The organism is Pacificispira sp., assembly GCF_965228185.1.
In the GTDB taxonomy this organism is placed as follows: domain Bacteria; phylum Pseudomonadota; class Alphaproteobacteria; order UBA8366; family Aestuariispiraceae; genus Pacificispira.
In genome coordinates this window covers 924550-949622 of record NZ_CBDDHE010000003.1, presented here as the reverse complement: position 1 = coordinate 949622, position 25073 = coordinate 924550, and the positions used below count along the sequence as shown (strand labels likewise).

Below are 25073 nucleotides of genomic sequence, written 5' to 3'. Positions count from 1 at the left end.
AAGATATCGTGGAACGATACGCTCCTATTCCGCTGCCACCGCGCGGCGGATACGGCCCTGAAGGATCATGATGCACAGCGCCGCAACCGTGACCGGCCCGGCGATGCTGATGAAAACCGTGGTCCAGCCGAAGATCTGCTGCAACGCACCCGCCAGAAGGCTGGCGACGGCGACCGAGCCGAAAACCAGGAAGTCGTTCAGCCCCTGCACCTTCGCCTTTTCCTGTGGCGAGGTGAAATCCGTCAGGACCGTCGTCGCGCCGACGAACATGAAGTTCCAGCCCACACCGACCAGGACCAGGGAAATGAAGAACTGTTCGATCTCCACCCCCATCGCGTTGACCCCGATGGAGAAAATATAGAGCAACGCACCGGTCAGAATGATGCGGTGCGCCCCGAAACGCTGAATCAGCGAGCCGGTGAACAGGCTCGGTGCGAACATCGCGATCACATGGCCGAAAATCACCACCGGAACGTCGGTCGACGCCAGACCGCAGGCAACCATCGCCAGGGGCGTCGCGGTCATCAGGAAGGACATGGTGGAATAGCCGACCATGCCTGCCAGCACGGCGACCAGAAATTGCGGATGGGTCAGCAGTTCCTTCGTCGTCCGACCGGTGTCATCCCCCTTTTTCCGACGGGGCGGCACAGGAATCCGGATGAACTGCAAAACGCCGATGGCGATGATGTTCAAGACGAAGATCGACGCATAGGCCCCTGCAAACAATGCGGGAGCCAAGACATTCATACTGATCTGGGCCAGACCGGGGCCGAATACGCCCGCGGCGATTGGGCCGAGCATGACGTAAGAGACCGCCTTTGCCCGGAAGCTGTCGGAGGCCGTATCCGCGACCGCGAACCGGTATTGCTGCCAGAACGCGTTATGGATGCCCAGCAATCCGCCGGCCGCGACGAAGGTCCAGAAGTTCTGATCATAGAGCGCGAATACGGCCAGAGCGGCGCCGAACGCACCGATGATCTGGCCCAGCGTGAACCCGACCTTGCGGCCATACCGCACCATGAACAGGGCGGCAGGAGGCGCCGAGGCCATCGTCGCCACGAATTGCAGCGACAAGGCCAAGGTCGACAGCGCCTTCTCGGGCACCACTCCGATAAACGGGATCGCATAGCTGACCCCTTCCCGAGCGAGGTACACCCCAGACAGCGCCGTGACCGTCATAACGACCACGGTGCCCGTATTGGACAGGGCCAACGCAATGCACAGCATCAAGACATTGCGCTTCGTAGGGTCCTGCCCCTGCACCGTTTCGGCGCCGGTTTGGCTACTCATCTGAGACGTCCTCTCACATTAGGATCGGCGCGCGGATGCCGGTTGAATTGGATGCACTTGATTACGCCCTCGAACCGGACCGGCCAAGCCTCCATACCGTCACAGGTTTTTGGGTCAGGAAGGCACTAAACCGTGCCAACCATCAATTCAGCGCCATCAATAGCCGATGGCACAGCCGTCCTTGCGCGGGTCCGACCCGGCGGTCAGAAGGTTGCGCTGCCAATCGATCTCGATCGCTTGCGACCCGCCAACCGGCGCACGCGGCTTGACCAGGCGATGGCCGCGCGCCCGCAAATCCTGCTGAATCGCGTCCGGAACGGTCGCCTCCATTTCGACCTCGCCATTGAACGGATCAGGCATGAAGCGCGGCGCGTCCATGGATTCCTGGATATCCAAGCCGTAATCGAAATGGCGGGACATGAACTGCGCCTGGCCCATGGCCTGATAATGGCCGCCCATGACACCGAAGGACAGGACCGCCTTGCCGTCCTTGGTCGCCATCCCCGGGATGATGGTGTGCAGCGGCCGCTTGCCGCCCTCGATCACATTGGGGTGCCCGTCTTCCAGGGTGAAGCCCATGCCCCGGTTCTGCAGCAGCACGCCGGATTTCGGTGCGGTCAGGCCGCTGCCGAAGCCGTAAAACAGCGTATTGATGAAGCTGCAGGCATTCCGGTCGCTGTCGACCACCGTGATATAGACCGTGTCCTTATGTTTAGGCAGGGCGATATCCTTCGGCGGGTCTCCGGCACGGGCCGGATCGATGGCATCCACGATGGATTGCGCATAGGCGTCGGACAGCAGCGCCTCTACCGGAACATCGGCGAAGGCGGGGTCCGCGAGATAGAGATTTCGTGCCCGATAGGCCATGCGGCAGGCTTCGATCTCGTAATGAATCCGGTCCGCAGTGATCGGCCCCTTGCCCAGATCCGCCCGGATGCGGGACATCGCCTTCATCAGCAGCAACGCGATGACGCCCTGGCCGTTCGGCGGACATTCCCAGACCGTCATGTCCCGGTATTCGGCCGAGATCGGGGTGACGTAATCCCCCTTCACCGCCGCGAAGTCTTCCGCCGTATGTAACCCGCCCTTGGATTGCAGATAGGACACCATATCGTCCGCGACGTCGCCGGCGTAGAAGCCGTCACGCCCATTCTCCGCAATCTTCTGAAGGGTTGCTGCCAGTTCCGGCAATGCCAGGCGTGCGCCGATCGCCGGCACGGCCCCATCGATCAGATAGGCGTCTGCTGTGGATTGTTCGGCGGAAATCAGGTCGAACTCAGCCGCGAAATCGCGGTGCACCCGCGAGGAGATCGGGAACCCGTCGCGGGCATAGCCGATCGCAGGGGCCAGAACTTCCGCCAGCGGCAGTTTGCCGTGGTCGGCGTGCAAGCGGCACCAGGCATCGACCGCGCCCGGCACCGTCACCGCATGCACATCGCGCGGAATTTCCGTATACCCCCGTTCGCGATACCAGGCCGCATTGGCGGCTTTCGGGGCTTTACCGGAGCCGTTGAAGGCAATGATCTCCGCCCCGCCCTGCGGCGCATAGAGACAGAAATTGTCGCCGCCGATCCCGGTGGAACCCGGCTCGACCACACACTGCACCGCGCAGGCCGCGATGGCCGCGTCCATCGCGTTGCCGCCGGCCATCAGGATGCGGATCGCCGCCTGGGTCGACAGGGGGTGCGACGTGGACGCCATGGCGTTGGGCGCGTGAACGGGCGAGCGGCCCGGAAGCTCGAGATCTCTCATCGGTAACGTGTCCCGGTTTTGCTGACATGTGAAGGATGTGCGACGGACCAGACAATAGCCCGTTCGCCCCGGATGGCTAGCGCAAATTGGTAGTACCGGCCACGAACGGCAGCGCGACTACCCCTTCTGCTTGAAGGCTTTCTGAATCAGCACCTCATTGACGGTGCCCGGTCCCAGAACGCGATTGCTGATGATCTGCAGCCGGCGTTTCAGGGCCTTGACCATCAGTCGGTCCTCGACCGAAACGGTCGCAAAATAGCCGTGCAGATCGGTCAAAAAGGCGTTGCGCAGGCGCGGCAGCAACGACTGGGTCAATTCTTCGTTGTCCGGCCCGACCGTCTCCAATGTCAGATGCAGTACGACATAGTTCACCACCACCCCGCCCCGCATGACCGGGATGCGCAGGGATTTCATTTCGACAAAGCGATTGTCCGGTGGCGGTGGAGGCGGCGGTTCGGCGGATTCATCCTGGGGCGCCAGCATGAAGAAATAGTAATAGGCGCCACCGCCGCCAAGGATCAGCAGCAAGAGCAGAATAAGGAGCAGTTTCTTCATAAACGCGGACCCGCGGGTGTGCTAGACGGCGGGAGTTTACGCGATGCGGCAAACTATTGAAATAAATAGCGTTCAGCCATGCCGAAAACCGGTCTTAACGAATTGCAGCACTTGACCGTCGCCGTCCAGAACCGAAACGCCCGCCCCGCTTCTGATGGCCCCGATGCGGGTCAGGCGTGTGCCCGACGACGCTGCAGCGGACAGGACCGCCTCTTCCGGTCCAGTCACCAGCAGTTCGTAATCGTCCCCGCCGGTCAGAATGTCGGGAAAAAGGTCCGGTGCACCGGCCAGCAATTCTGCCGCGGCCGACGATACGGGCACCGCCGGCGCATGGATATCGGCACCTACCCCGGACGCCACGCAGATATGGGTCAGATCCGCGACCAGCCCATCGGACACATCCATGGCCGAATGCGCGACGCCCGCCAGGCTGCGCCCCAGGGAAATGCGCGGATCCGGCAAGTTGTAGCGGCGGCGGACGGTGTCCGCTTCCGGTCCGTAAGGCAATTGCCCCCGGACCGCCAGCAAGCCCAGAAATCCGTCGCCAATGGTACCCGACACGAAGACGGCGTCTCCGGGCTTCGCCCCGGAACGGCGCAGCGCGCGGCCTTTCTCCACCAGGCCCATGGCGGTTACGGCGATGGAGATCGGCCCTGGCGTGGACGTGCTGTCGCCGCCCAGAAGATGCCAATCGAACTCGGCCTGATCCCGGCCCAGCCCCTGACAGAAGGCTGCCACCCAGGCATCGTCAATGCGGTTCGGCAGGCTGAGGGACAGGAAATAGCCATAGGGCTGCGCGCCCATCGCGGCGAGGTCCGACAGATTCACCCGCAGGCATTTCTGCGCCAATTCGTCGGCCGGTTCATCGCCGATGAAATGCACACTTTCCACAAGTGTGTCGGCGGTCACCGCCAGTTCCATCCCTGCCGGGACGGACAACAATGCGGCGTCGTCGGTCAGGCCCAGCGACGCATCGGCCCCCCGCGCCAATGGCGCGAAATAGGTCGCGATCCGGTGAAATTCGCCCGAGCCGCCCGCATCGTCCGACATGGCGGTCAGCCGTTATCCGCATCCGGCAATTCGTCGCCGCGCAGGACCTTGGCCAGGCGGTCGAGAATGCCGTTCACGAATCCGGTTTCGGCCGGATCGTAGAAGGCGGCGGTCACGGTCAGATACTCGCTGATGACAACCGGCGGATCGATGTCGTCGCGGCGGGACATTTCATAGGCCCCCGCCCGCAGGATCGCCCGCAACACGGTTTCCAGCGACGTTACCTTCCGGCTTGAATCGATGGCCGATCCGATCATGGCGTCCAGATCCGGGATCGACGCCGTCACACCGCGCACGATCTCGGTGAAAAATTCGCCATCCGCCAGAATCATCTCGCCATCCAGATCGGCCGTGCCGCCGCGCAGACGGAAACTGTCGATGACCTGAACCGCGTTATGCCCGGACACTTCCATATCGTACAGCGCCTGGACGGCGGCCAGTCTGGCGGCGCGACGACGCGTGGCGCGGCTGGGCTTCTTGTTCGTATTCTCGCTCATTTGCGCCACCGCCTAGATCGACAGGCCGAAATGACCGCGCAGCGCAATCATACGCAGGCAGGCCGCGGCCGCATCTCGGCCCTTGTTCTTGTCATCGACACGGGCGCGGGCCCAGGCCTGATCCTCGTTCTCAACCGTCAGAACGCCATAGCCGATCGCCAGATGGTCGCGCACGGACAGATCCATCAGCCCGCGCGCGCTTTCGTTGCAGACATAGTCGTAATGGGTCGTCTCCCCCCGGATCACGCAGCCCAGCGCCAGATAACCGTCGAATTTCGGCGATCCGTCGGCATTGCGCACGGTCTTCGCCATGGAGATGGCTGCGGGGATCTCAAACACGCCGAAAACGGTTTCCCGCTCATGGGTCGCGCCCTGAGCGTCCAGTTCCGCCAGCGCGCCGCGCGTCAGTTCTTCGGTAATGTCCGCGTAATACGGCGCTTCGACCACCAAAATGTGGGGCATGCTGTTGTCCTTTAAAACGCGATCAGTCGAGCGGCCGGCGGTCGACGATCTTCAAGCCATAGCCGTCCAGGCCGATCACGGTCTTTTCCGTGTTGGACAGCAAAATCATTTCACTGACGCCCAGATCCGTCAGGATCTGCGCACCGATCCCGTAGTCGCGCAATTCGGCGCCCCCGGAAACGGCCTTGTTCTCTCGCACCCGCACCCGGTCCGACAGGGATTTCGCATGCGGTTCGCGGATCAGCACGACGACACCGCGCCCGGCCTCGCCGATCCGGTCCATCGCCTTCTGCAGATCGCCCGCCTTACCGCTGTCCTTGTCCATCAGGACATCGTCCAGCACGTTCAGGGCATGCATGCGGACCAGAACCGGGCCGCCCTGTGTCGGATCGCCCTTTACCAGCGCCACATGCTCCGCATAGGAGATCTGGTTGACATAGACATGCATGTCAAAGGCGCCGCCGTGAACCGATTCCAGCGTCGTGGATTCCGTCCGTTCGACGATATGGTCATAGCGGCGGCGGTAGGCGATCAGATCGGCGATCGCGCCGATTTTCAATCCATGAAACTGCGCGAACTGAATCAGGTCCGGCAGCCGCGCCATTTCCCCATCATCATTCATGATCTCGCAGATCACACCGGACGGGTTCAACCCGGCCAGGCGGGAGAGATCGACCGCGGCCTCGGTATGGCCGGCGCGAACCAGGACGCCACCGTCGCGCGCCAGAAGCGGGAAGATGTGGCCCGGCGTCGTGATGTCTTCCGGCGACGCATTGGGCGCGATGGCGGCCGCGATGGTGCGCGCGCGGTCCGGGGCGGAAATTCCGGTCGTCACCCCTTCCCGTGCCTCGATCGAAATCGTGAAGGCCGTGCCGAAGCGGCTGGCATTCTTCTGCGGCATCAGTTCAAGGCCCAGGCGCGACACCTGTTCCCCGGGCAGCGCCAGGCAGATCAGGCCCCGGCCGAACTTTGCCATGAAGTTGATCGCTTCCGGCGTCGCCATTTGTGCCGGAATGACAAGATCGCCCTCATTCTCGCGGTCCTCGTCGTCGACCAGGATGAACATCCGGCCGTTACGGGCCTCTTCGATGATCTCCTCAATCGGCGACAGAAAGGCCAGATCGCCGGTTGCGCGGGCGATGTCCTGTTTGGAAACCGTGGCGAGTTCGTCTTTGCCCATAAGAGCGTTATCCTTCCTTGCCCAGAAGGCGCGCAACATATCGGGCGAGCGCGTCGACCTCAAGGTTAACGCGGTCGCCGGCTGCGGCGTCACCGAACCCGGTCACGGCGGCGGTATGCGGGATGATGTTGACGCCGAACGTGTCGCCATCGACTTCGTTCACGGTCAATGACACGCCATCCAGAACAACCGACCCTTTTGGCGCGATATATTTCATGAATGTCTGGGGCGGGCGGAAGGTGAAGCGGGTGCTGTCCCCCTCGCCGGTCCGGGACACGATCTCCGCGACGCCGTCGACATGGCCCAGCACAAAATGGCCGCCCAGCTCGTCGCCCAGGCGCAACGCGCGTTCCAGATTGATGCGCGTATCGGCCTGCCAGGCATCCAGCGTGGTCTTGGACAGCGTTTCCGCCGAGGCGTCGACCGCGAACCAGCCGAGCCCGTCGGCGTTCCGTCCCTTCTCCACGACGGTCAGGCAGCAGCCGGAACAGGAGATCGACGCGCCGAGATCGATCCCGTCGACATCGTAGGCGGTCTCCACCACGAAGCGCGTATCGCCGCCATCCTGCCGGGAGGCGATGCGTCCGCGATCGGTCACGATTCCGGTGAACATGGGCGGCCCCTTCCTTCTGTCCCGGTGCCAAATCGGGCGATGTATTACGCTTATCGCCCGATAAGGCAAACCCAGACTGCGACACCCTTTGGCGTCGTTACGGCGGGAACCGCAATGCGGATCAACGCAGATAGCCGCCGATTTCGTCCAGCAGCGCCAGACGCCGTTTCTTCAGATCCTCCAGGTGGAACTCGCCCATCGGCTCGACATCGGTCTCGCCGCGGTGAATTTCGCGGTTCAGGTCGTGATACTGATCGGCCAGCTTTCGGAAATGGCCGTCCTGCTCTTTCAGGGTGTGGATCCTGGCACCGCTTTCCGGAAACTCCTGATCCAGCTCATGGGGGGTATGGGTCATGCTCTCGTCTCCTTATCCAGATTTCGGACTCGATGACGTCGAGACTAGGACCTGGTGAGCCAAACCGCCTTGCGCCAGGTCAAATCGGGTTTAACCGCCAGGCAGAGAGATGCCCTTATAGCGTCCGCCCTTCCGCAATTGCGCGACCTCGCCGTCGGCGGTCCAAAAGCGTGTCGGAAAAGAGGCATAGAATTTGTCAGGGGCTGCCGACAGGGCGGAGACCTGGAAATGGAGGTGGGCGCGGGAAGAAAATCCGGTATCGCCGGAATAACCAATCAACGATCCCGCGGCGACCGATTGGCCAGGCTGTACCGTCACCCCGTTCTGTTGCAGGTGAAGATACCAAGCATAGGTCCCGTCCCCATGCCGGATGATCACATGATTGTCCCAGCCTCGGCCTTTCCGGTTCGACTCCCCCCTGGCAGAGACAACAATACCGTCCCGCGCGGCCAGAACCGCCGTTCCGACCGGCATGGCCCAATCAATCGAGTAGAAGTTGTCGCCGGTATGGCTGGTATTGCCGCCATAGCCCTGAATGACCTCATAGGTTTCACCGTCGCGATAGGGCAGCCGGTACAACACGCTGTCGTCATGGACGGCCGGTTCAACGCCGGGGTGATGGGAGAAACTCCATCGCCAATCCCAACTGCCCGTGGTTCCGGCCTTCACGTCGAGGATCGGAATCCGCCGGGGTTCCTGAAGGAAGAAGGTTTCGTTTTCCAGCCACGTGCCGTCCATCCCCGAAACGCTGGTGCGGACCTGAACGGCGAAAGGCTCGTAGGAGCCCTTGTAGTCGAGCACGATCTTCGCGGCCCGTTGATCCGCGGTCTTGGCCACGTCGAAACAAGTATGGACCCACCAGCATTGTTCGGATTCGGTCATCGGCCCGCTGACACCGCCGGACGATTGGCACGCCGCCAGTCCGAAGGCCGCCAGGATTACAGCGCCGCAGGTCCCCAGTCGCGCCATGCCGCGTAATCTCCCGTCTCAAAAACCTCTACCCGATCCCGCCCCAGGGCGCGGGAGGCGATAGGCAGAAACCGTTGCGCATCGGACAGGCGGTCAAGGCCGAACGGTGCGATGCCGTCCCGACCGTCGCCGCCCATTGCGAAGGCCGCACGGTACCAGACAATCCGATCCACCAGCCCCTCCCGCAAGAAGGAAGCGGCGACAGCCCCGCCGCCTTCCACCATCAGCCGGGTGATCCCTTTGCCGGCCAACGCGGCCAGGCACGCTTTCGGATCCAGACCGCCGCCCTGCCCACGGGCGACGACGATCCGCTCGACCCCGCTTGGCGCGTCTTCAGAGGCATCGGAGGAGACAAGTTGCAATGTGGGCCGCGCACCATCACAGAGCGCCGCGTCCGGCGGTAGGCGGCCCATGCTATCGAGAACGACCCGCCATCCTGCCCCAGGCACTCCCGGCAACCGGCAGGTCAGTGCCGGATCATCCGCCAGGGCCGTCCCAATGCCGACCAGCACGGCGTCGTGGGTCATGCGCAGCAAATGGGCATCCGCCCGTGCCTCCGACCCGGTGATCCACTGGCTTTCACCGGCCGCGGTTGCGATCTTGCCATCCAGCGTGGTGGCGAGCTTGAGGGTCACAATCGGCCGGCCGCGCAGGCGGTGGGACAGGAAGCCGGCATTAAGCCGCGCGGCCTCGTCCTCCAGAACGCCGGTCTCGACCGAGATTCCGGCCGACCGCATCCGCTCCAAGCCGCGGCCGGAGACCCGAACGTCCGGATCGGGCATTGCGACCACCGCACGGGTTATACCGGCCGCGATCAGGGCATCGGCGCAGGGTCCGGTTTCGCCATGATGGGAACACGGTTCCAGCGTGACATAGGCTGTCGCACCCCGGGCTGCCGCCCCGGCGCGCGCCAAAGCTTCGGTTTCGGCATGCGGCCGGCCGCCTGGCTGGGTCCAACCGCGTCCCACGACACGGCCGTCGCGCACCAGGACACAGCCGACAGCCGGGTTAGGCGCTACCCGGCCCACCCCCCGTCGGGCAAGCGACAGGGCCGCGCGCATCCAGCGCGCGTCGTCGGGATTGTCGGATGGCGGGGCCATGGCCCGGGATCAGAGGTCGTCTTCGAGCCGCGAGACGTCGCGCTGGACGAAGTCGGTGAAATCCTTGGCCTCGCGGAAGTTCCGGTAAACCGACGCGAAGCGGACATAGGCGACCTGGTCCAGTTGCAGCAGCGCTTCCATGACCATTTCACCGACCGTCGACACGGGGATTTCGTTCTCGCCGGAACTTTCCAGACGCCGGACGATGGAATTCACGATCCGCTCAATCCGGTCCAACTCGACATTGCGCTTGCGGCAGGCGATCTGCATCGACCGGATCAGCTTGTCGCGGTCGAACGGCTCGCGTTGGCCGTTCTTTTTGACGACGGTCAGTTCCCGCAATTGAACGCGTTCGAAAGTGGTGAAACGCGCCCCGCAGTTCAGGCACATCCGCCGGCGACGGATCGCGGAATTGTCTTCCGTCGGTCGGGAATCCTTAACCTGGGTGTCGTCGTGACCGCAGAACGGACATTTCATCGCTTCACCGCCCCTCGTGTAAGCGCCCGGGACGGGCCGGTCCCGTCCCGGGTCTCGTTAACAACCGCTACCGGTGCCTCAATAAGGCGCCGAATACAGCGGGAACCGTTCGCATAGGGCTTTCACCCGCGCATGCACGGCATTTTCGACTGCGCTATTGTCTTCCCGATTCTGGGCCAGTCCGTCCAGCACTTCGACGATCATCTGGCCGACTTCGTGGAATTCCGCCTCTCCGAAGCCCCGGGTCGTCGCCGCCGGCGTACCCAGGCGAATGCCACTGGTCACCATCGGCTTTTCCGGGTCAAACGGGATTCCGTTCTTGTTGCAGGTGATTCCGGCCCGCTCCAGGCTCTTTTCGGCGATGTTGCCGGTCAGGCCCTTCGGACGCAGGTCGACCAGCATCAGATGCGTGTCGGTCCCGCCGGAAACGATATCCAGCCCGCCTTCGATCAGGGTTCCGGCCAGAACCTTCGCGTTGCGCACGATGGCGCCTGTATAGGCCTTGTATTCCGGACGCAGTGCCTCACCGAAGCCGACCGCCTTGCCGGCGATGACATGCATCAGCGGACCGCCCTGCAAGCCCGGGAAAACGGCGGAGTTGAACTTCTTCGCCAGGGCTTCGTCATTGGTCAGGATAATGCCGCCGCGTGTGCAACGCAGCGTCTTATGCGTCGTCGACGTCGCGACATGGGCGTATTCTAGCGGGTTCGGGTGATGACCGCCCGCGACCAGACCGGCGAAATGCGCCATATCGACCATCAGATAGGCACCGACGGAATCGGCGATCTCGCGGAACCGCTTGAAGTCCAGAATGCGCGGATAGGCGGATCCGCCGGCCACGATCAGCTTGGGCTTGTGTTCTTTGGCCAGGCGCTCGACCTGATCGAAATCGATCAGGTGGTCATCGGCGCGAACGTCATACTGAACGGCATTGAACCATTTGCCCGACTGGTTCGGCGCGGCGCCATGGGTCAGGTGACCGCCGGACGCCAGCGACAGGCCCAGATAGGTGTCGCCCGGCTGCAGCAGCGCGAAGAAGACGGCCTGGTTCGCCTGGGCGCCGGAATGCGGCTGAACATTGGCGAATTGGCAGTTGAACAGCTTGCAGACACGCTCGATCGCGAGGTTCTCGACGACGTCGACATATTCGCAACCGCCATAGTAACGGCGGCCGGAATAGCCTTCAGCGTATTTGTTGGTGTTCACCGAGCCGACGGCCTGCAAAACGGCGCGGCTGACGATGTTTTCCGACGCGATCAACTCGATCCCGTCATTCTGGCGGTGTAATTCGTCCGTCAGCGCGGCATGCACAGCGGGATCGCTGTCTTCCAGGCTCGCGTCGAAGAAACCGGTGTAACCGTAAAGCTCTTGCTTCTCTGCAGCACTCATATCCTCAGGGTCCTTCCATGTTGCGGTCCGCCGCGCCCGAGGTCTACGCGGGACGGGCCATAGGCCTTTAGCGATCGCCGTATCAAGCGGAACCCGGCCGGCCGGGTGACATCTTCGAGACGCGGCGCTCGTGCCGCCCCCCTTCGAAACCCGTGGTCAGGAACGCCCTAACACACTCTTTCGCGACTTCATCGCCCATCGTGCGCGCGCCGAAAGCGATGACGTTTGCGTCATTATGCTGCCGCGACAGGCGCGCATCGGTCGAATTGTGGCACAAAGCCGCGCGGATATGGGCATGGCGGTTTGCCGCGATCGAGATACCGATCCCGCTGCCGCACACCAATATGCCCCGCTCAGCCCGGCCGTCGGCCAAGGCTTGCGCCAGTCGGTCGGCGAAATCTGGATAATCGACACTGTCGCTGGTATCGGTCCCGAGATCCAACGCCGCGACGCCCATCTCTTCAAGAACCGGCAGCAGCGCTCGTTTCATCTCCAGTCCCGCATGATCGCAGGCCAGGGCGACAATTTTCGATGAATCGGCTTGATCGGACACCCGAACGAACCCCTTTCGGCAGAGTGAGAAAGTGCGGTCACCGTTGGCGAGTGCGCGGATGTATCATAGGGCTCCGCAAATTTCCAGCGAAAGGAGGTGAAAACCGCGCCATCACAGGAAATGATGTAGTTTGCCGACCTGGCGCCCCCAAAACATTGTGTCGGCAATCTGCGGACAATGCGGTGATGTTCAGAATAGATACTTTACTAAAAGAAATATTTACAGTGCCTTAAACAGCATTTCTAATTCAAAACATAATTTAAAATCCATAAGGCTTTATTTCAATTCCTATAGAGGATCATTTCCCCGCCGTCCGTCTCTCGAAAGACAACGATCCCATCGCATGTCATGTCGTCAATCCGGAGGGCGTCGCACTGACCATCCGCGTCTGGATGCCGGCTCAATGAGATCGGATGTCGGCAAACCGCGTCCTGCAATGTCGGGTCAACCGGAAACACAAGAACGGTCTCCGTCTGGCTATGCTCTCCCTCCCTGCCGACAAGGGCGAAGGAGCCTTGAGGTGTTTCGGCCGATCCCGGCATCAGGGTTTCCGATGCACCATCGCAATCCAGATCGATGTCCAAAGCGCCGTCCCTGATCCAATCGATGGTCACAGCGCTGTCCATCCCGGCGATCAACGCATCGGTCTCGGTATCTTCAGCCAATAGCTTAGCCATCTGCGCCCGGCAGTTCGCGCCAACGACACGCCACATCGTCCCGTCCATCTCGCCATACCGGCCGCATCGAAGCTCGCTGTATCGTTCCCAACTGGAAAACCGGCTCATCAAAGCCTCGGCTTCAGATTCGGAGCGGCTTTTCAGGGTTTCCAGCAGGGACGGGTAAAGGGCTTGATGACGGGCCATCCAGAAATCGTGGCGCGCGGTTTCGCAAAGGACGGATGCATAGGTCGTCCAGCCGCCGTTACGCTGGACGCAGAATTCGATGAAATCCTGCTCGCACTGATCCTGATCCGTGACGCCACAAGCCAGGAGATCGCGCGCAAGCGCTTGCGCCTCCCAAGCGACGTCTTCCTCGAAATCACCCGCTGCCGCGTCACCGAGCACGGCGCGGAAGCCGAACAGCAAAAGGAACGGAATGCCCAACAGCCGACATCGCGCCACAGCAGACCTGCCAGGAAGGATCATACCCTTCCCACTAGTTGATCCGAGGAAACCATGCGAAAGATACCTTATATGGTGGCGCCCCCACCGTCTACTCCCAACAATTTGTGAAACTTCCTAAAATACTCGATTATTCTTTCAAGACTAAATAGGTCAGTACTGAATCTTTATTGATTCACTTCGGGTAGTTTGATTAAATTCCTTTGCTTGGCCTCGCCGTTACCAATATTTCGTCTGCGAGGCATTTGCGGAGCCTAGGCTTCAGGGGGAGCGTTGGGGATGAACGATAGAGAAGAATCAAGAGCGAAAGCGCCCGTCAGCCGCGGTGACTTGCTGCATATGACGGCAGAGGTCGTGTCCGCCTATGTTGGCAACAACAATGTCACGAAGGCGGATATCAGCGGCGTCATCGGCAGCGTGTTCGGTAAATTCTCGTCCCTCAACCAGGACCCGCCAAAGACCCCGTCCCGACCCTTGCGCGCCGCCCGGGCAACCACTCTTTCCATTCGCGATTCGGTTCAGCCCGACTATCTCGTATGCCTGGAAGACGGCCGGAAGCTCAAGATGCTGAAACGGCATCTCCGCACGGCCTATGGCATGACGCCGGAGCAATACCGTGCCAAATGGGGGCTGTCGCCTGACTACCCGATGGTCGCGCCCAACTACGCGGCGCAGCGGTCCAAATTCGCCAAGAAGATTGGTCTGGGCAAAACCACCGGTCGCGGTGGCCGCGGTTAAACCGCCTTTTCGTCTCCGTCCGACCCTATAGGTCCCATCCGCTCGGAAAATCCTGGCGACGTCCCCTCGGGACAGCGCGGTCCGCCTCCCTGCCCAGGGTTTCCTTGTCGTATTTCCGCTTGTAAACAATGCGTTCCAGCTTCCGAATGGCCTGCTGAATCAGCGCCTTTTCTCCGACTGCCGGGTCGCCGACGATCGAAACCTCGATATAGGTCACCGGATCGACCGCGGAGACCTTCACATAGGCTCCCTGACCGACAAATTCGATCAAGGCGCCTTGCGGCAGGACGGTGCGGTTATTGGGCGCTACGGGACGGCTCATCCAATTACATTACGGCGCGTCGCGGCGCTGTCCAAGCACTTGCATGGCGCCAAAATTATTTTAAGCTTAAACTAATTCTTTACAGGCGAGACGGACGGGCGTAGCACTGCGGACTGGCTAGACGTTCGACCCGAGAAAACATCGAGGAAACGACCATGAGCGACCGACAAACCCGCGCGCATTTCGAATGGCAGGACCCGTTCCTTCTGGAAGACCAGTTGACGGAAGAGGAGCGGATGATCCGCGACACCGCCCGCGACTATTGCCAGGACAAGCTGATGCCGCGGGTTCTGGAGGCCAACCGGCATGAGCGGTTCGACCGCGAAATCATGACCGAAATGGGCGCGCTGGGCCTTCTGGGCATGACGATCGACCCGGAATACGGCGGCGCGGGGGTAAACTACACCAGCTATGGCCTGGTGGCGCGCGAGGTCGAACGCGTCGACAGCGGCTATCGCTCGGCAATGTCGGTTCAGTCCTCCTTGGTCATGCACCCGATCAACGCCTACGGATCCGAAGAGCAGCGCCGGAAATATCTGCCGAAACTGGCCAGCGGTGAATGGGTCGGGTGTTTCGGCCTGACCGAGCCGGATCACGGCTCCGATCCCGGCTCCATGGTCACGCGCGCGAAGAAGGTCGACGGCGGTTACAAACTGTCCGGCTCCAAGAACTGGATCACCAATTCTCCGATCGCCGATGTCGCGGTCGTTTGGGCCAAGACGGAAGACGACGTTATTCGCGGTTTCGTGCTGGAACGCGGCATGAAAGGTTTCGAAACTCCGAAAATCGAAGGCAAGTTCTCGCTGCGCGCTTCGGTGACCGGCATGATCATGATGGACGAGGTCTTCGTCCCGGAAGAAAACCTGCTGCCGAATGTCAAAGGCCTGAAAGGCCCATTCGGCTGCTTGAACAACGCCCGCTACGGTATCGCCTGGGGCGCGCTGGGCGCGGCGGAGTTCTGCTGGATGCAGGCCCATTCCTACACCATGGACCGCAAACAGTTCGGCCGCCCGCTTGCCGCCAATCAGCTGATCCAGAAGAAGCTGGCCGACATGCAGACCGAAATCTCTCTCGGCCTGCAAGGCTGCCTGCGGGCCGGGCGCCTGAAGGACGAGGACCGCTGCCCGGTCGAATTGATCTCGCTGATCAAGCGGAACAGCTGCGGCAAGGCCTTGGATATCGCCCGAACCGCCCGCGACATGCATGGCGGAAATGGTGTGTCGGACGAATATCATGTCATCCGTCACGTCATGAACCTGGAAGCCGTCAATACCTATGAAGGCACCCATGACGTCCACGCTTTGATCCTGGGCCGCGCCCAGACCGGCATTCAGGCCTTCATGTGACACGGGCGGCGCTTCCGCCCCCTGCCCAGAAAACCGGCTCGGCGGAAAATTCCGCCGAGCCGGTCGCCGCGTCGGTACCCGTGGCGGCGTGGCTACTATTGCTTTGTCTGACATTCGCCTGGGGGTCCATGTGGCCCCTCTTGAAACTGGCGTTGACGGAAATCCCGCTGCTGACTTTCCGCGCCGGGTCGGCGGCCTGTGCCGGCATTATTATGTTCGGTGTCGCCGCCATTTCGGGCATTGCCTTGCGCCCGGCGGCCGGCGAGGCACGGAAGGTGGTGCTCTGCGCCGCCATTAACGTAACCCTGTGGTTCTTCCTGTCTGCGCTGGCGGTGACCTATTTGCCGGCAGGCCGAGCCGCCCTCCTCGCCTATACGATGCCGCTTTGGGCGCTCGTGGTGGGGGTTCTGTTCTTGAAGGAGCGGCTGACGCTTCGCCGCTGCCTTGGGGTCGCGGCCGGGATCGGCGCCGTTCTCGTCTTCGCCTGGGACGACCTCAGAACTGCGGGCGCCGCCGGGATCGGAATTGCCGCGATTCTGGCCGCCGCACTGACATGGAGCGTCGGATCGACCCTTCAAAAGCATTTCAACTTCAAGACACCGGTCAGCATTCTGGTGGCCTGGCAGTTTGTCCTCGGTTCCCTGCCTCTGATGGCGTTGGCACTCGGAACGGAAGAAACCTCCTGGATTGCGGATATATCGACACCTGTCATCGTATCCGCCGTCAGCGTTACACTGATCAGCCAGGCCTTCGGGCTATGGTGCTGGTCCATGATTCTGAAACTGACGGATATGGCCTTTGCGTCGATTGCCGTCCTCACCGTCCCGCTGATGAGCCAGGTCCTGAGCATTTTGTTCTTGGGGGAGCCGTTCGGCCCGGTGGAACTGGCTGGAATGCTGTTGATTACCTTCGGATTGGCAACAGTATTGCCCCTCGATCAAATGGTGCGACGCTTCAAACGGTGACATATTTGCAACCCATGCCGGATGTAGCGGCGGGTCAGGCATAAGCGCTATCTTGCTTCCGCATCTCGATATCCGTATGTAACTGACTGCCAGACTACCGTCCGGAGACGCCCGATGCCGCGTATGCTTGCCGCCATATTTGCCCTGTTTCTGTTGCCGGCGACGGTCTGGGCGCAAACGCCTCCGGACGAAGCCTCGGCTTTTATTGAAGGTTTGGGCGCGCGTGCCGTCGAGGTCCTGCAGGATCAAACGATCAGCCTGGAGGAGCGGGAAGCGAAACTGCGCGGCATCGTCGCCGAAAGCTTCGAAGTTCAGGAAATCGGACGTTTCGTATTGGACAAGGCCTGGGGCCGCGCCAATGAGGAAGAGCGTTCGGAATATCTCGACCTCTTCGCCGATTATGTCCTGCAGACCTACACGAAGCGCTTGGGCGGCTATTCGGGCCAGACCCTGAACATCCAGGATTCGAAGGTCTATCGCGAGCGGCTTGCCTTGGTTTCGACCACGATCGAGCAGCAGGGTGCGGAAGACACCAAAGTCGATTGGCTGGTCCGCAAGAAGGACGGCGCGATCAAGATCCTCGACGTCGTCATCGACGGCAAAAGCATGACCCTCACCCAGAAGCGCGAATTCGCGTCGATCATCGCCCGAGAGGATATTGGCGGCCTGCTGCAACTATTGCGGTTGAAGGTATCCAAATACTCCGCTCAAGGCTGATTGCCGCCGTTTCGCGGGCGTAGAACGTCTCCGCCTCTTGTCCAAAATCTCCAATCGGACCATACTGTCATAGTTGGTTGGAGGGAACATGCATGCCCAATGATACGAGCCTCTCACGTCGTATCCTGCTCGCCGCGGCATTCGTCGGCGGACTTTCGGCTGCGTCCCCTGCCCTGGCCCAGGACTTTTCCGCCGGCTGGCAAGCCTATCAGCGCGGCGAATTCATCAACGCCCTGAACATCTGGACGCCGCTGGCCGAGGCCGGCAGTTCCAAGGCGATGTTCAATATCGGCGCCCTGTACGATGAAGGCCGTGGCGTTCCGTCCGATCGAAAGAAGGCGATCGACTGGTGGAGCCGTGCCGCCGAGTCGGGGCACGCCCAGGCGATGCATAATCTGGCGCTGGCCTTTATCGAGGGCGATGGAGTCGAGCAGAACTACGACCGCGCTTATGGCTGGCTGGAACGCGCCGCCTATCACGGCCTCGTGCGTTCTCAATACTCGCTCGGCAAGATGTACGAGTACGGCTTGGGCGTGGATACCAATGAAATTCGCGCCGCGCTTTGGATTGAGCGCGCCGCAATCGCCGGGTTCGACCGGGCCCAGTACAATATGGGCAAGCGTTATCGCGACGGTAACGGGGTGGATCAAAATCTGGAAATGGCCGCGCGTTGGTTCCTGGCTGCCGCCCGGCAAGGCTATTCAAAGGCCCAAAATCACATCGGTACGCGCTACCTGCGCGGCGAAGGCATCGCCATGGACAAGGTCGAAGCCTTGAAATGGTTCACCCTTGCCGCGGAACAGGGCCATAGCGGGGCTGCCAAGAAGGCTGAGAAGCTGAAGGCGGAACTGTCGGCGGAACAGCTCGCAGAGGCTGTCACGCGGGCGGAGACCTTCGAACCGCGACGGGCCACCGTCTACTGATCCTGTCTGCCGATCCCCTTCCGGAACGCCATCGAAGTTTATGGAAGCCGAAGCTCAACCCCAGCTTTCGGTCGTACCCTTCCGCCGAGCCATGCGGCGCGCCGGGTGGATATCCGACGGCGGCGGAACACTCGGTTTCTGAGGTTTCGATCCTGGCAGCTCATTGAAGGACAATAGGTCGAACTTTTCACCGCCGACCGCGTCGAACCGTTCCATAGCCTGTTCGAAAAAGGCACCGAAGTCGTCGGTGTCGATAACGTCATTCACACTAAGCGCCGCGTGATTGACGTCCAGGTCGAGGGTCTCGTTCGTTTCGCGCGCGACCGCGGCGATGCGCTGCTTCAGGATTTCCGGATCGATCCCCTCGTCCAGCAGAAGGGAGTACTTCCCCTGCCCGACCTGACCGACGCCGCTGCCCCCGGATGCCCAAGCCCGCAGGGTCTGCACCAAAGTATCGTTCAACGCCTCGGCTGTCTTGGTGTCGACCTTGGATTCCACCTCGTTCCAGCCGACATCATACATCGCGAAGTTCAAATTCTCTCCGGCGTCCCGCGCCTCATTCGACAACAGGGCCGCATTGCTCGCGAAATCCAGCACGTCCATCGGACTGGACGGTGCCTGGGATTGGGCCGGACGCGACGCCAACGGCACCCGTTTGATTGCCAGATGGTGAATGCCCTTGCGTTGCGGACTGGACATTCCGGCGACACTGATCCGGATTCTCTTGCCATCCGCCTCGGCCGCAGCATGGATCAGTCGGTCCGTTGCCCGGCCTGTCGCGATGAGCTTCTTCAGGTATTCGCTCAACAAGACACGGTCGTCCTTGTCGGCAATCAGGGAAATATCACTGCCCATCAACCGGTCGACCGGTTGCCCGAGCAGGCTTTTGACCGAACCCGCAACGAAAACGATCTTCCCGTCGTCATCGACTTCGATCAAAACGTCGGAAGCCGCAAACGCGAAGGTCAGGAAGCGATCCCGCTGCTCCGCGATTGAAAGATCACCAGACACCGACCGATCTCCTCGTTACCATTAACCGTGTTTCCCGATCGCAGGCCAAGTGTCGCGCAACCGGGACCCGGTGTCGATGATCAGAATCAATTCAGAAACTGGGTTAAGCCCGTTCTTTGGTCTTGGAGAAGCGGATTTTGGGATTGTTCTGGACCTGATGGTTCAGTTCCCAGTAATTCCGCGCCAGAAAGACCGGAGCGCCGTCCCGGTCGACCGACATGGCGCTGCGGATGGCGGCCATGAACCGGTCCAGTTCCGCCGGATCGTCCGCCGCGACCCAACGCGCCGTTTCGAACGGTGCCTGTTCGAGGGTGACATTGATCCCGTACTCAGCCTCGATCCGGGTCTGCAGCACATCGAGCTGAAGCTGCCCCACGACGCCCACGATCCAGTTCGCGCCCAGTTCCGGCTTGAAGACCTGGGTCACGCCCTCCTCTGCCAGGCTTTCCAGCGCCTTCTTCAGGTGTTTGCCCTTCATCGGATCATCCAGGCGTACCCGGCGCAGAATTTCGGGCGCGAAATTCGGGATGCCGGTGAACCGGACCTCTTCCGCCTCGCTCAACGTATCGCCGACACGCAAGGTACCGTGGTTCGGCACGCCGATGATATCGCCCGGATAGGCTTCGTCCGCGATCTCCCGGTCCTGGGCGAAGAACATGATCGGATTGTAGATCGCCATCGGCTTGCCCGAGCGGACATGTTTTAGCTTCATCCCGCGTTTGAACTTGCCCGACACCAGCCGGACGAAGGCGATGCGGTCGCGGTGGTTCGGGTCCATATTGGCCTGAACCTTGAAGACGAAGCCCGTTACCTTTTCCTCATTCGGTTCGATTTCACGCTTGTCCGTCGGCAACGGACGCGGCGGCGGCGAATGAAGGCTGATCCCCGACAACAGATGACCGACGCCGAAGTTGCGCAGGGCACTACCGAAATAGACCGGCGTCATCGTCCCTTCCAGATAGGCCTGCAGATCGAATGTCGGGCAGGCTTCGCGCGCCAGTTCCGCTTCTTCGCGCAACTTGTCGAGCTGTTCCTCCGGGATCAGTTCGTCCAGCTTGGGATCGTCCAACCCGTCGACTTCGATGGATTCGGTTCTGTCCTCGCCCATCAACAGGACGCGGTCGTTCAACAGGTCGTAACAGCCCTTGAAGTCGCGCCCGGATCCGATCGGCCAGGCTACGGGCGATACATCCAACGCCAGTTCCTCGGCAATCTGATCCATCAATTCGAACGGATCGCGCGCCTCGCGATCCAGCTTGTTGATGAAGGTGGCGATCGGCATGTCGCGCAGGCGGCAGACTTCGAAGAGTTTGCGGGTCTGGGGCTCGATCCCCTTGGCGGCATCGATCACCATGACGGCGCTGTCGACGGCGGTCAGCGTCCGGTAAGTATCTTCCGAGAAGTCTTCGTGGCCCGGCGTATCGAGCAGATTGAAATACACCCCGTCGCGCACGAAGGTCATGACCGAGGTCGTGACCGAAATGCCGCGCTGCTGTTCGATCTTCATCCAGTCCGATCGGGCGCGGCGACGGTCGCCCTTCGCCTTCACTTCACCGGCCAGGTGAATGGCGCCACCGCGTAACAACAGCTTTTCCGTCAGCGTGGTCTTCCCGGCGTCGGGGTGGCTGATGATCGCGAATGTGCGACGGCTTGCGGCCTGCTCTGCAAGGGTGGCCATGGATTGGATACTTTCCGATAATCTGGGAACGGGTTGCGCGCCTTATCTAATCCCCGCGCCCAGGCGACGCAAGCAAGCCCGCAAAGATTGCCTCGGGGACACTTCCGGCGTATGGGCATTGCCATGTTCACGAAGCTCGACAATACCACCCGCGGCATCTTGATGCTGATCGGCGCGACATTCATCTTCGCCTGCCAGGACGCCATCACGAAGCATCTGGCCCAGACCTATGCCACGCCCCAGATCATCTGGGTGCGATACCTGTTCTTTGCCGTTTTTGCGATGGCGCTCAGCAGTTGGCACACCCCGTTGAAGACGGCGGTCCGGGCAAAGCGTCCCTGGCTTCAGATCGTACGTTCGCTGATCATCGTCGCCGAGATCGGGATCTTCGTCATGGCGGTGCGGGTGTTGAGCTTGGCGGAAACCCATGCGCTTTTCGCCAGTTTCCCGTTGATCGTCACAGCCATGTCGGCGGTTTTCCTGCGCGAGAAGGTGGGACTGCGCCGCTGGGGCGCGGTGATCGTCGGCTTTATCGGCGTCTTGATCATTCTGCGGCCCGGCACCGGCGTCTTCCAATTGGAATCGCTGATCGCCGTCGCCGCGGCAGTCATGTTCGCCTGCTACCATGTGATCACCCGCGTCACCAGCCGCGACGATGGTACGAACACATCGCTGCTCTATATGGCCGTCGTGGGTGCGGCGGTGTTGACGCTGATCGGCCCGTTCTACTGGCTGGAGCCGACGCCGGAGGCCTGGCGGTTCCTTGCCCTGCTCTCGGTGACCGGGGCAACCGGCCATCTGCTGTTGATCAAGGCCCTGGAATTGGCGCCCGCTTCGACCCTGCAGCCATTCAATTTCACCCTTCTGGTCTGGGCCACGATCATGGGCTACATCGCCTTCGGCAATCTGCCGGACATGTGGACCATCATCGGCGGCACGATCGTTGTCGGCAGCGGCCTATACACGATCTACCGCGAACGGGCGCGCAAGGTGCCGGATGCCCCGACCGAAGCGCAGCTCAAACCCTGACAGGGGCAGATCGCTTCGATATCATCCCGGTCCGCAGTTAACGAAGGGGAGCACCATGCCGGAAACCGTGAATCTCAGCCTGGACGAGGTCCGCGCACTGTCCCTCGCCGCGTTGGAAGCCCATGGCGCGAACCGGGCGAACGCCGACGCCGTTACGGATATCATGATCCGCGCGGAGCAGGATCGTTGCGCCAGTCACGGCCTGTTCCGACTGCAGGGCTATTGCGCATCGTTGCGCAGCGGCAAGGTCAATGGCGCCGCGTCGCCGAAACTGCGCGACATCGCGCCCGGCGTTCTGCGGGTCGATGGCGATGGCGGTTTCGCGCCGCTGGCCCTGGACACGGGTCTTCCCGCCCTCGCCGAACGCGCGCGCCAGCAAGGGATTGCGGCCCTGGGACTGGTCGATATCTACCATTTCGCGGCCCTGTGGCCGGAGGTTGAGACCTTGGCCGAGGCTGGATTGTCGGGCCTGGCTTTCACCCAGGCCTCGCCGATGGTCGCACCGGCCGGCGGTACGAAACCCTTCTTCGGGACGAATCCTATGGCATTTTCCTGGCCGCGCCCCGGCCAGGATCCCTATGTCTTCGACCAGGCCTCCGCTGCAATGGCACGGGGCGACGTGATGATCCACGCCCGGGACGGCAAGAAAGTCCCGATCGGCACCGGTATCGATCCGGACGGCAACCCGACGGACGACCCGAATGCGGTCCTGGCCGGCGCGCAACTGCCGTTCGGCGGATATAAGGGTTCCAACATCGCGATGATGGTCGAGTTGCTGGCCGGCGGCCTGATCGGATCCGTTTTCTCTTATGAAGCCGGGCGTTTGGACAACAAGGATGGGGGCCCACCCATCGGCGGTGAGATCGTCATCGCCATGGACCCGGCCCGCTTCGGCGACGCGGAGCATTGGGCGGACCATTGCGAGGCGCTGTTTGCGGAAGCGACCGCGATGGACGGCGTCCGACTGCCCGGCCAACGGCGGCGTCAGGCGCGGCTGGAAACGCCGGAGACAGGTATCGAACTGGCCAAGTCGCTCTATGAGACAGTGACGGAACTGGCAAACGGCTAGCTGGGATTGCGCCACGTTCCCGGAATGTTGCCGACCAGTATCCGTTCCACCTGCCCGCCTTTTCCCGCCAATGGCATCACCAGTCTGCGCCAGCTTGTGGCGGACACTTGCGGTGGGGCGGAATGCTCGGTCAGGATTGGTCGGCGTGTTTCGATCACGACCCGGTAACAAGCCAGGAACAAGGCCGTAACGCTTGGATGAGTCGGGATGTCGCTGGTGCGCTGGCCAACCATGTTCCGCCCGAACCGTTCGGCAATTTCCTGACCATAGATCAGGTACCGGTAGTCGTCGCCGGTCTCCAGCACCTCCAGTAGCATGACGATGCCAAGCGTGGACGTGATGTCGATCGGATCCAGATCCTCACAATTGGGCAGGTCTTTCACCTTTGGCATACCCCGCCAATAGCGCAGCAAGGTGACAAGGCGGCTTTCCCGCATATCGGATTCCGCCGGATCCACGACAATCAACGGATCCGGTGCACCCCAGGATCGAAACATGGCGTTCAGGGTCGGCGATCCGCCATCGCGAATTTCCGTCGCGACCCTTTCGGTCGGAACCGGTCTCATTTCACTGTTGTTCGCCGCGTCCATTCGCGCTTCCATCCGTACTGGCAAGTAGGCCTATAGCAGATTCAGGCGTATCGGGAGGATTAGCATGACAGAAGGTGTCGGCAAACCAGCGGCGCTTCCGATAAACGCGGAAAGGCTGTGGCACAGTCATATGGATATGGCACGCCATGGTGCGACGTCAAAAGGGGGCGTCAATCGTCAAGCACTGACCCAGGAAGACGCCGCCGCACGGGAATTGTTCATGGATTGGGCCCGGAACGCCGGCTGCACGGTTCAGATCGACGCGGTCGGCAACATTTTCGCCCGCCGGCCCGGACGTTACCACAATGCGCCATCCGTCTGCACCGGCAGCCATCTCGACACGCAGCCCACAGGCGGCAAGTTTGACGGTGCCTACGGCGTTCTTGCGGGATTGGAAGTCGTCCGCGCCCTGAACGACGCGGCCATCGAAACCCGCAGACCGATCGATATCGTCGCCTGGACCAATGAGGAAGGAACCCGCTTCGCACATAGCGGTTCGGCCGCCTTCGCCGGCTTGGTCGAGTTGAACCGCATCTATGACTGCACCGACCGGGCGGGAACCCGGTTTGAAGACGCATTGACCGCAATCGGCGCGAAAGGGGACCTCGCATGCGGCGACCGCGTCTTCGATAGCGTCTTCGAAGCGCATATCGAGCAAGGCCCATTGCTGGAACGCGACGGGCTTTCGGTCGGCATCGTGACCGGCGCGCGCGGCCAGGTCCGCTATGACGTCTCCGTGACCGGCATGGAAGGACACGCCGGCACCATGCCGATGGACATGCGGCGGGATGCCCTGACCGCCGCCGCACGTCTGGTCGTCCGCATGGAGGAAATCGGACGCCGGCACCCGCCCCAGGGGGTCTGTACGGTCGGCGCGCTTACGGTGGCGCCGAACTCCCGGAACACCATTCCCGGCTCCGTGCGCTTCTCCATCGATCTACGCCATCCAACCTCGGAGGGTTTGGCATCCATGGCCCAGGCGATTTCGGATGCCGTTCAGGAGGAACTGGCCCGCGGCCGCACCGCCATCGAATTGCACGTTCTGGATCGGGAAGAACCGATCCAATTCGATGACGCCTTGGTGCAGTTGCTAAGAGACTCCGCCGCAATCTGCGGCATCCCCTGCCGGGACATTTTCTCTATGGCGGGGCACGATTCCTGCTATCTGGCGTCGAAACAGCCCACCGCCATGGTCTTTGTGCCCTGCCGGGACGGGCTGAGCCACAACGAATTGGAATCCGCAACCGCGTCGGACCTGGCGGACGGCACCCGCGTTCTGGCCGCCGCAATGCTGGCGCGGGCGGAGAGAGTCTGATTCAGTC

At 61.7% G+C, this 25073-nt stretch carries 27 protein-coding genes; 8 read left to right on the top strand and 19 right to left on the bottom strand.

Going from position 1 to position 25073, the window contains the following annotated elements:
* Positions 1 to 24: 24 nt before the first annotated feature.
* The 15 genes from ACO06O_RS08100 to ACO06O_RS08030 all read right to left on the bottom strand — a co-directional run bounded on the left by ACO06O_RS08100 (position 25) and on the right by ACO06O_RS08030 (position 13363).
* Positions 25 to 1290, bottom strand: coding sequence for an MFS transporter (locus tag ACO06O_RS08100; RefSeq protein WP_421878079.1), 1266 nt, complete (start codon positions 1288 to 1290; stop codon positions 25 to 27).
* A gap of 156 nt (positions 1291 to 1446) precedes the next feature.
* Positions 1447 to 3042 carry a gamma-glutamyltransferase gene (ggt, locus tag ACO06O_RS08095; protein ID WP_421878077.1) on the bottom strand — a complete coding sequence of 532 codons (1596 nt, stop codon included), beginning with the start codon at positions 3040 to 3042 and terminating at the stop codon, positions 1447 to 1449.
* A 117-nt stretch (positions 3043 to 3159) separates the two neighbouring features.
* Positions 3160 to 3597, bottom strand: a complete 438-nt coding sequence (locus ACO06O_RS08090) for a hypothetical protein (RefSeq protein ID WP_421878075.1) — start codon at positions 3595 to 3597, stop codon at positions 3160 to 3162.
* A 72-nt stretch (positions 3598 to 3669) separates the two neighbouring features.
* Positions 3670 to 4647, bottom strand: a complete 978-nt coding sequence (gene thiL / locus ACO06O_RS08085) for a thiamine-phosphate kinase (RefSeq protein WP_421878073.1) — start codon at positions 4645 to 4647, stop codon at positions 3670 to 3672.
* Positions 4648 to 4652: 5 nt separating this feature from the next.
* Positions 4653 to 5144: a transcription antitermination factor NusB gene (gene nusB, locus ACO06O_RS08080; protein ID WP_420416860.1), complete on the bottom strand. Its 492-nt coding sequence runs from the start codon at positions 5142 to 5144 to the stop codon at positions 4653 to 4655.
* A gap of 12 nt (positions 5145 to 5156) precedes the next feature.
* Positions 5157 to 5606 (bottom strand): 6,7-dimethyl-8-ribityllumazine synthase, encoded by a 450-nt coding sequence (gene ribH, locus ACO06O_RS08075; RefSeq protein ID WP_420416861.1) that lies wholly within the window; start codon positions 5604 to 5606, stop codon positions 5157 to 5159.
* Between the two features lie 22 nt (positions 5607 to 5628).
* Positions 5629 to 6786 (bottom strand): 3,4-dihydroxy-2-butanone-4-phosphate synthase, encoded by a 1158-nt coding sequence (gene ribB / locus ACO06O_RS08070; protein ID WP_421878070.1) that lies wholly within the window; start codon positions 6784 to 6786, stop codon positions 5629 to 5631.
* 7 nt (positions 6787 to 6793) lie between these two features.
* Positions 6794 to 7399 (bottom strand): riboflavin synthase, encoded by a 606-nt coding sequence (locus ACO06O_RS08065; RefSeq protein WP_421878068.1) that lies wholly within the window; start codon positions 7397 to 7399, stop codon positions 6794 to 6796.
* 121 nt (positions 7400 to 7520) lie between these two features.
* Positions 7521 to 7754, bottom strand: a complete 234-nt coding sequence (locus ACO06O_RS08060) for a YdcH family protein (RefSeq protein ID WP_420416864.1) — start codon at positions 7752 to 7754, stop codon at positions 7521 to 7523.
* Positions 7755 to 7844: 90 nt separating this feature from the next.
* Positions 7845 to 8723 carry a M23 family metallopeptidase gene (locus tag ACO06O_RS08055; protein ID WP_421878066.1) on the bottom strand — a complete coding sequence of 293 codons (879 nt, stop codon included), beginning with the start codon at positions 8721 to 8723 and terminating at the stop codon, positions 7845 to 7847.
* The gene (gene ribD / locus ACO06O_RS08050) at positions 8693 to 9823 is read right to left on the bottom strand and encodes a bifunctional diaminohydroxyphosphoribosylaminopyrimidine deaminase/5-amino-6-(5-phosphoribosylamino)uracil reductase RibD (protein ID WP_421878064.1); all 1131 of its coding nucleotides are present in this window, start codon (positions 9821 to 9823) and stop codon (positions 8693 to 8695) included. Before ribD ends, ACO06O_RS08055 begins: the two co-directional genes overlap by 31 nt.
* A gap of 9 nt (positions 9824 to 9832) precedes the next feature.
* Positions 9833 to 10300 (bottom strand): transcriptional regulator NrdR, encoded by a 468-nt coding sequence (nrdR, locus tag ACO06O_RS08045; RefSeq protein ID WP_420416867.1) that lies wholly within the window; start codon positions 10298 to 10300, stop codon positions 9833 to 9835.
* 78 nt (positions 10301 to 10378) lie between these two features.
* A complete protein-coding gene (gene glyA / locus ACO06O_RS08040) occupies positions 10379 to 11689 on the bottom strand; it encodes a serine hydroxymethyltransferase (protein WP_421878062.1) in 1311 nt (436 codons plus the stop codon).
* 82 nt (positions 11690 to 11771) lie between these two features.
* A complete protein-coding gene (rpiB, locus tag ACO06O_RS08035) occupies positions 11772 to 12242 on the bottom strand; it encodes a ribose 5-phosphate isomerase B (RefSeq protein WP_421878060.1) in 471 nt (156 codons plus the stop codon).
* 281 nt (positions 12243 to 12523) lie between these two features.
* Positions 12524 to 13363: a hypothetical protein gene (locus ACO06O_RS08030; protein ID WP_421878058.1), complete on the bottom strand. Its 840-nt coding sequence runs from the start codon at positions 13361 to 13363 to the stop codon at positions 12524 to 12526.
* A 279-nt stretch (positions 13364 to 13642) separates the two neighbouring features.
* Here ACO06O_RS08030 and ACO06O_RS08025 point away from each other — a divergent pair, with 279 nt between their 5' ends.
* Positions 13643 to 14101: a MucR family transcriptional regulator gene (locus tag ACO06O_RS08025; protein ID WP_421878056.1), complete on the top strand. Its 459-nt coding sequence runs from the start codon at positions 13643 to 13645 to the stop codon at positions 14099 to 14101.
* A 25-nt stretch (positions 14102 to 14126) separates the two neighbouring features.
* Here the strand turns inward: ACO06O_RS08025 and ACO06O_RS08020 are convergent, their stop codons facing one another.
* Positions 14127 to 14423 (bottom strand): DUF6898 family protein, encoded by a 297-nt coding sequence (locus ACO06O_RS08020; protein ID WP_421878054.1) that lies wholly within the window; start codon positions 14421 to 14423, stop codon positions 14127 to 14129.
* Positions 14424 to 14578: 155 nt separating this feature from the next.
* On the opposite strand from ACO06O_RS08020, the gene ACO06O_RS08015 reads away from it, so the two are divergent.
* The 4 genes from ACO06O_RS08015 to ACO06O_RS08000 all read left to right on the top strand — a co-directional run bounded on the left by ACO06O_RS08015 (position 14579) and on the right by ACO06O_RS08000 (position 18374).
* A complete protein-coding gene (locus ACO06O_RS08015; RefSeq protein WP_420416873.1) occupies positions 14579 to 15769 on the top strand; it encodes an acyl-CoA dehydrogenase in 1191 nt (396 codons plus the stop codon).
* Entirely contained in the window at positions 15766 to 16734 is a 969-nt protein-coding gene (locus tag ACO06O_RS08010; RefSeq protein ID WP_421878051.1) for a DMT family transporter, read from the top strand. The genes ACO06O_RS08015 and ACO06O_RS08010 overlap by 4 nt, the downstream gene beginning before the upstream one ends.
* A gap of 114 nt (positions 16735 to 16848) precedes the next feature.
* Positions 16849 to 17451, top strand: a complete 603-nt coding sequence (locus ACO06O_RS08005) for an MlaC/ttg2D family ABC transporter substrate-binding protein (RefSeq protein ID WP_421878049.1) — start codon at positions 16849 to 16851, stop codon at positions 17449 to 17451.
* A 92-nt stretch (positions 17452 to 17543) separates the two neighbouring features.
* Positions 17544 to 18374, top strand: coding sequence for a tetratricopeptide repeat protein (locus ACO06O_RS08000; RefSeq protein ID WP_421878047.1), 831 nt, complete (start codon positions 17544 to 17546; stop codon positions 18372 to 18374).
* 54 nt (positions 18375 to 18428) lie between these two features.
* Here ACO06O_RS08000 and ACO06O_RS07995 read toward each other — a convergent pair whose 3' ends face one another.
* Both ACO06O_RS07995 and ACO06O_RS07990 read right to left on the bottom strand, forming a co-directional pair.
* Positions 18429 to 19385 carry a PAS domain S-box protein gene (locus ACO06O_RS07995; protein WP_421878045.1) on the bottom strand — a complete coding sequence of 319 codons (957 nt, stop codon included), beginning with the start codon at positions 19383 to 19385 and terminating at the stop codon, positions 18429 to 18431.
* Positions 19386 to 19488: 103 nt separating this feature from the next.
* Entirely contained in the window at positions 19489 to 21063 is a 1575-nt protein-coding gene (locus ACO06O_RS07990; RefSeq protein WP_421878043.1) for a peptide chain release factor 3, read from the bottom strand.
* Positions 21064 to 21186: 123 nt separating this feature from the next.
* Between ACO06O_RS07990 and ACO06O_RS07985 the strand changes: the two genes are divergently transcribed.
* Both ACO06O_RS07985 and ACO06O_RS07980 read left to right on the top strand, forming a co-directional pair.
* The gene (locus tag ACO06O_RS07985; protein WP_421878041.1) at positions 21187 to 22092 is read left to right on the top strand and encodes a DMT family transporter; all 906 of its coding nucleotides are present in this window, start codon (positions 21187 to 21189) and stop codon (positions 22090 to 22092) included.
* 55 nt (positions 22093 to 22147) lie between these two features.
* Positions 22148 to 23161: an Ldh family oxidoreductase gene (locus tag ACO06O_RS07980; RefSeq protein ID WP_421878039.1), complete on the top strand. Its 1014-nt coding sequence runs from the start codon at positions 22148 to 22150 to the stop codon at positions 23159 to 23161.
* Here ACO06O_RS07980 and ACO06O_RS07975 read toward each other — a convergent pair.
* Positions 23158 to 23751, bottom strand: coding sequence for a PAS domain-containing protein (locus tag ACO06O_RS07975; protein WP_421878037.1), 594 nt, complete (start codon positions 23749 to 23751; stop codon positions 23158 to 23160). The genes ACO06O_RS07980 and ACO06O_RS07975 overlap by 4 nt on opposite strands.
* Positions 23752 to 23815: 64 nt before the next feature.
* On the opposite strand from ACO06O_RS07975, the gene ACO06O_RS07970 reads away from it, so the two are divergent.
* Positions 23816 to 25066: a Zn-dependent hydrolase gene (locus tag ACO06O_RS07970; RefSeq protein ID WP_421878035.1), complete on the top strand. Its 1251-nt coding sequence runs from the start codon at positions 23816 to 23818 to the stop codon at positions 25064 to 25066.
* Positions 25067 to 25073 lie beyond the last annotated feature (7 nt).

Coding starts and splice junctions, on each gene's coding strand:
- ACO06O_RS08100 (WP_421878079.1), bottom strand. CDS start 1,290: ATGAGTAGCCAAACCGGCGCCGAAACGGTGCAGGGGCAGGACCCTACG.
- ggt (WP_421878077.1), bottom strand. CDS start 3,042: ATGAGAGATCTCGAGCTTCCGGGCCGCTCGCCCGTTCACGCGCCCAAC.
- ACO06O_RS08090 (WP_421878075.1), bottom strand. CDS start 3,597: ATGAAGAAACTGCTCCTTATTCTGCTCTTGCTGCTGATCCTTGGCGGC.
- thiL (WP_421878073.1), bottom strand. CDS start 4,647: ATGTCGGACGATGCGGGCGGCTCGGGCGAATTTCACCGGATCGCGACC.
- nusB (WP_420416860.1), bottom strand. CDS start 5,144: ATGAGCGAGAATACGAACAAGAAGCCCAGCCGCGCCACGCGTCGTCGC.
- ribH (WP_420416861.1), bottom strand. CDS start 5,606: ATGCCCCACATTTTGGTGGTCGAAGCGCCGTATTACGCGGACATTACC.
- ribB (WP_421878070.1), bottom strand. CDS start 6,786: ATGGGCAAAGACGAACTCGCCACGGTTTCCAAACAGGACATCGCCCGC.
- ACO06O_RS08065 (WP_421878068.1), bottom strand. CDS start 7,399: ATGTTCACCGGAATCGTGACCGATCGCGGACGCATCGCCTCCCGGCAG.
- ACO06O_RS08060 (WP_420416864.1), bottom strand. CDS start 7,754: ATGACCCATACCCCCCATGAGCTGGATCAGGAGTTTCCGGAAAGCGGT.
- ACO06O_RS08055 (WP_421878066.1), bottom strand. CDS start 8,723: ATGGCGCGACTGGGGACCTGCGGCGCTGTAATCCTGGCGGCCTTCGGA.
- ribD (WP_421878064.1), bottom strand. CDS start 9,823: ATGGCCCCGCCATCCGACAATCCCGACGACGCGCGCTGGATGCGCGCG.
- nrdR (WP_420416867.1), bottom strand. CDS start 10,300: ATGAAATGTCCGTTCTGCGGTCACGACGACACCCAGGTTAAGGATTCC.
- glyA (WP_421878062.1), bottom strand. CDS start 11,689: ATGAGTGCTGCAGAGAAGCAAGAGCTTTACGGTTACACCGGTTTCTTC.
- ACO06O_RS08025 (WP_421878056.1), top strand. CDS start 13,643: ATGAACGATAGAGAAGAATCAAGAGCGAAAGCGCCCGTCAGCCGCGGT.
- ACO06O_RS08020 (WP_421878054.1), bottom strand. CDS start 14,423: ATGAGCCGTCCCGTAGCGCCCAATAACCGCACCGTCCTGCCGCAAGGC.
- ACO06O_RS08015 (WP_420416873.1), top strand. CDS start 14,579: ATGAGCGACCGACAAACCCGCGCGCATTTCGAATGGCAGGACCCGTTC.
- ACO06O_RS08005 (WP_421878049.1), top strand. CDS start 16,849: ATGCCGCGTATGCTTGCCGCCATATTTGCCCTGTTTCTGTTGCCGGCG.
- ACO06O_RS08000 (WP_421878047.1), top strand. CDS start 17,544: ATGCCCAATGATACGAGCCTCTCACGTCGTATCCTGCTCGCCGCGGCA.
- ACO06O_RS07990 (WP_421878043.1), bottom strand. CDS start 21,063: ATGGCCACCCTTGCAGAGCAGGCCGCAAGCCGTCGCACATTCGCGATC.
- ACO06O_RS07985 (WP_421878041.1), top strand. CDS start 21,187: ATGTTCACGAAGCTCGACAATACCACCCGCGGCATCTTGATGCTGATC.
- ACO06O_RS07980 (WP_421878039.1), top strand. CDS start 22,148: ATGCCGGAAACCGTGAATCTCAGCCTGGACGAGGTCCGCGCACTGTCC.
- ACO06O_RS07975 (WP_421878037.1), bottom strand. CDS start 23,751: ATGGACGCGGCGAACAACAGTGAAATGAGACCGGTTCCGACCGAAAGG.
- ACO06O_RS07970 (WP_421878035.1), top strand. CDS start 23,816: ATGACAGAAGGTGTCGGCAAACCAGCGGCGCTTCCGATAAACGCGGAA.